The 405-nt window shown below is 55.6% G+C and carries 1 protein-coding gene; it reads right to left on the bottom strand.

The features are described 5' to 3' along the window. Positions 1–394, bottom strand: a 394-nt coding sequence (locus HMPREF3036_RS12605; protein ID WP_369818388.1) for an RRXRR domain-containing protein, incomplete at its 3' end; no start/stop codon positions are given. Between the last annotated feature and the right edge of the window lie 11 nt (positions 395–405).

The raw sequence follows: 405 nt of genomic DNA, 5'->3' as shown, positions 1-405 counted from the left end.
CCGCGTTCTGCATCAGCTGCGTATCGAACTTCACCAGCTCCTGAACAAAACCCGTGACAGGAACAAGCCTCGTCAAGCGATTCATCCAGGACATGACAGTATCGACACGATGCCGTAGAGAGGGCGCAAGCGATCCCTGCGGCTTTGTCCGATTCAGAAACCGTGGTGCACGGTAGCGAAGATTGCGGCTCCGGCGTCCTCGGCGAAGCTGCCTTCTGGAGGTCAGAGCATCACGTATCTTCGAGCCTCGATGGTTGAGGCAGATGAAGGCAAGGGCATGATGCACATCCTTCTTGTCCTTCCTCACTACCGCTATCCCGGTGCTTTTGGAACCCGGGTCGATCTTCACCAATACGTCCTGAACAGCGGATGCTTCACGCGTTCGCTCCTTCAGAATAATGGTGA

This window comes from Sutterella sp. KLE1602 (assembly GCF_001578585.1).
GTDB lineage: Bacteria > Pseudomonadota > Gammaproteobacteria > Burkholderiales > Burkholderiaceae_F > Sutterella > Sutterella wadsworthensis_A.
This window is presented reverse-complemented; position numbering and strand designations above follow the sequence as displayed.